The sequence below is a fragment of the Pseudomonas mosselii genome (assembly GCF_005796105.1).
Classification (GTDB): Bacteria; Pseudomonadota; Gammaproteobacteria; order Pseudomonadales; family Pseudomonadaceae; genus Aquipseudomonas; species Aquipseudomonas mosselii_C.
The window spans coordinates 1-3,350 of sequence record NZ_VAUO01000035.1 but is presented as its reverse complement, the minus strand read 5'-3'; the positions used below and the strand labels follow the sequence as shown (position 1 = coordinate 3,350).

At 56.8% G+C, this 3,350-nt stretch carries 3 protein-coding genes, 3 tRNA genes and 1 pseudogene; all 7 read left to right on the top strand.

Annotated features, from left to right (window positions below):
- Nucleotides 1-159 precede the first annotated feature (159 nt).
- The gene (gene birA, locus FEM01_RS23945) at nt 160-1,119 is read left to right on the top strand and encodes a bifunctional biotin--[acetyl-CoA-carboxylase] ligase/biotin operon repressor BirA (protein ID WP_138221883.1); all 960 of its coding nucleotides are present in this window, start codon (nt 160-162) and stop codon (nt 1,117-1,119) included.
- Nucleotides 1,109-1,858, top strand: coding sequence for a pantothenate kinase (locus FEM01_RS23940; protein WP_138221882.1), 750 nt, complete (start codon nt 1,109-1,111; stop codon nt 1,856-1,858). The genes birA and FEM01_RS23940 overlap by 11 nt, the downstream gene beginning before the upstream one ends.
- A 7-nt stretch (nt 1,859-1,865) precedes the next feature.
- On the top strand, nt 1,866-2,291 hold the full coding sequence (locus FEM01_RS23935) for a hypothetical protein (protein ID WP_138221881.1): 426 nt from the start codon (nt 1,866-1,868) through the stop codon (nt 2,289-2,291).
- A 143-nt stretch (nt 2,292-2,434) separates the two neighbouring features.
- Nucleotides 2,435-2,518, top strand: a tRNA-Tyr gene (locus FEM01_RS23930).
- Between the two features lie 23 nt (nt 2,519-2,541).
- Nucleotides 2,542-2,615, top strand: a tRNA-Gly gene (locus FEM01_RS23925).
- 29 nt (nt 2,616-2,644) lie between these two features.
- A tRNA-Thr gene (locus FEM01_RS23920) sits at nt 2,645-2,720 on the top strand.
- An 80-nt stretch (nt 2,721-2,800) separates the two neighbouring features.
- Nucleotides 2,801-3,350, top strand: a pseudogene (locus tag FEM01_RS23915) (GTP-binding protein); the annotation flags it as partial.

Below are 3,350 nucleotides of genomic sequence, written 5' to 3'. Positions count from 1 at the left end.
AAACCCCTATCTGCGTAAGCAGGTAGGGGTTTTGTCTTTTCCTGCTGGCCAAAAATGGCCGAAATGCTCGTCGGCACTGCCTGCTGCGTACAGCCCTTTTCCTATGCAAGCCAAGCCCCCCTAGCTATCATGCCTGCCTTATTCCAAGTCGAGACTGGCATGCTGAAGTTGTTGAATCTCCTCAAGGACGGCCGGTTCCATTCCGGAGAGGCTTTGGGGGCAGCGCTCGGGGTGAGTCGCAGCGCCGTTTGGAAGCAGCTGCAACACCTGGAAGGTGAGTTTAACCTCACTATTCACAAGGTCCGTGGGCGTGGCTACCAGCTGGCTGCGCCATTGGTCTTGCTCGACACGCAAGCCATCAGCGAATTTGCTGAAGGCGAGTCATGGCCGGTTTTCATTCACCAAACCATCGATTCGACCAATGCCGAAGGCTTGCGCCTTGCCGGGCAAGGTCATGCGGCGCCATTTCTAGTACTGGCTGAGCGTCAGACTGCTGGTCGTGGCCGACGTGGCCGTATGTGGGTGAGTCCCTTCGCTGAGAACCTGTATTACAGCTTGGTCCTGCGTGTCGAAGGTGGCATGCGCCAGCTCGAGGGATTGAGCTTGGTGGTGGGGCTCGCTGTGATGCGTACGCTACAAGGGTTTGGTGTGAAGGGAGTCGGGCTGAAGTGGCCCAACGACGTTTTGGTTCGCGGGCAGAAGATCACCGGTATTCTTCTTGAGTTGGTCGGTGATCCGGCGGATGTTTGCCATGTCGTGCTGGGTATAGGCATCAATGTGAACATGCAGGCCAATGAACAAGTCGATCAGCAGTGGACGTCCTTACGGCGTGAAGTGGGCGCGGCAATTGATCGCAATCAGTTGGTGGCTACCTTAAGTCGTCAATTGAAGCGTGAGTTGGAGCGTCACCGTCGCTATGGCTTCGCAGCATTCCAGGAGGAGTGGGAGCAAGCGCATCTCTGGCAGGGGCGTAATGTTTCGTTGATTGCAGGTAACAGCCAGATCGACGGCGTGGTGTTGGGCGTGGATGGGCAGGGTGGTTTGCGTCTTGAGGTCGACGGTGTGGAGAAGAGCTTCAGTGGTGGTGAGCTCAGTTTGAGGTTGCGTGATGATTCTTGAGCTCGATTGCGGTAACAGCTTTATCAAGTGGCGTGTGATTCACGCGGCGGACGCCGCCATCGTGGGTGGAGGCATCGTCGACTCGGACCAGGCTCTGCTGGATGAGGTCGCAGCACTCTCCCAGTTATGCCTCGCAGGCTGTCGTATCGTGAGTGTGCGCAGCGAAGAGGAAACGGCAGCGCTATGTGCGTTGATTGCTCAGGCGTTCGGCGTGTTCGCCAGGGTGGCTGAGCCTGCGCGTGAAATGGCAGGGGTGCGCAATGGCTATGACGACTATCAGCGCCTGGGTATGGATCGCTGGTTGGCGGCTCTGGGGGCTTTTCATCTGGCGAAGGGAGCTTGCTTGGTGATTGATCTGGGGACTGCCGCCAAGGCGGATTTCGTCGGCCCCGATGGCGAACACTTGGGTGGCTATATCTGCCCTGGCATGCCGCTGATGCGTAGCCAGCTGCGCACGCATACGCGGCGTATCCGTTACGACGATGCCTCTGCCGAGCGAGCGTTGAGCAGCCTTGCACCGGGGCGTTCAACTGTCGAGGCTGTCGAGCGCGGGTGTGTGCTGATGCTACAAGGTTTTGCGCGCATCCAGCTTGAGCAGGCACGTGCCCTGTGGGGCGAGCGCTTCACAGTGTTCCTGACTGGTGGTGATGCGCCACTCGTACGTGATGCTGCGCCTCAGGCGCGTGTGGTTCCTGACCTGGTATTCGTTGGCCTTGCAATGGCCTGTCCATTGGACTGAGGTGCTTATGCGTTGGTTGTTTCTGCTGTTGCTGGTGCTGAATGCCTTCTACTACGTCTGGCATCAGCAGGGCGCCCCGCTCAAGGCCAAGGATGTCGCCCCGCTTTCGCTGTACAAAGGTACGCAGCAGGAAATCCGCCTGTTGCGAGAGACGGGGGGCGCCGCGCCGCCGCCGCGCCGGGATGAATGCCTGGTAGTGGGGGGGCTTGCTGCTCGCGAGCAGCTCGATGCGCTGCGCCAGCGGTTATTGAGCCTTGATATTTCGGCCGCGCCGGTGTCTGGGCAGTTGCCAGGAGCAGATGGGATGTGGCTCAAGATCGCCCCGCAAAGCGAGCGTTTACTGGATGCAGCAGTCCTGGCTACTCTTTCCAACGATTTCAAAGACTTAAAACATAAAATTATTTTCTGCCAGGGTATTGCAACTGGCGAATAGGTTGATAGAATGGCGCCCGCTTCAGAGGGAACGCCACTGAGGTGGTAGTACCGGAAGTGATGTCAACGCAGCTAACTTTCAGATTTAATTGAAAAAAATGCTTGACAGTGGGGCGGCAGAGAAATAGAATGCCGGCCACATCTGGAGGGATTCCCGAGCGGCCAAAGGGGACGGACTGTAAATCCGTTGCGAGAGCTTCGAAGGTTCGAATCCTTCTCCCTCCACCAGTTTAGCGAGAGCTGCAAGCTCCGCGGGTATAGTTTAGTGGTAGAACCTCAGCCTTCCAAGCTGATGATGCGGGTTCGATTCCCGCTACCCGCTCCAAGTTTTGCAGGTTTTGCACAAAGAGTTTCGCTCTTGTAGCTCAGTTGGTAGAGCACACCCTTGGTAAGGGTGAGGTCAGCGGTTCAAGTCCGCTCAAGAGCTCCATTTAGACAAAGGCAGATATGAAAATATCTGCCTTTGTTTTATCAGCGCAATGACTATTTCTTCTGCGGAGGACTGTATCGATGGCTAAGGAAAAGTTTGATCGTTCCCTTCCCCACGTTAACGTCGGCACTATCGGCCACGTTGACCACGGTAAGACCACTCTGACTGCAGCTCTGACCCGCGTTTGCTCCGAAGTTTTCGGTTCGGCAATCGTTGAGTTCGACAAGATCGACTCGGCTCCAGAAGAGAAAGCGCGCGGTATCACCATCAACACCGCTCACGTCGAGTACAACTCGACNACAAACCCGTGAGCACATCCTGCTGTCCCGTCAGGTAGGCGTTCCGTACATCGTGGTCTTCCTGAACAAGGCTGACCTGGTAGACGACGCTGAGCTGCTGGAACTGGTCGAGATGGAAGTTCGCGACCTGCTGTCCACCTACGACTTCCCGGGCGACGACACCCCGATCATCATCGGTTCGGCTCGTATGGCGCTGGAAGGCAAAGACGACAACGAAATGGGCACTACCGCTGTCAAGAAGCTGGTAGAGACTCTGGATAGCTACATTCCTGAGCCGGTTCGTGCCATCGACCAGCCGTTCCTGATGCCGATCGAAGACGTGTTCTCGATC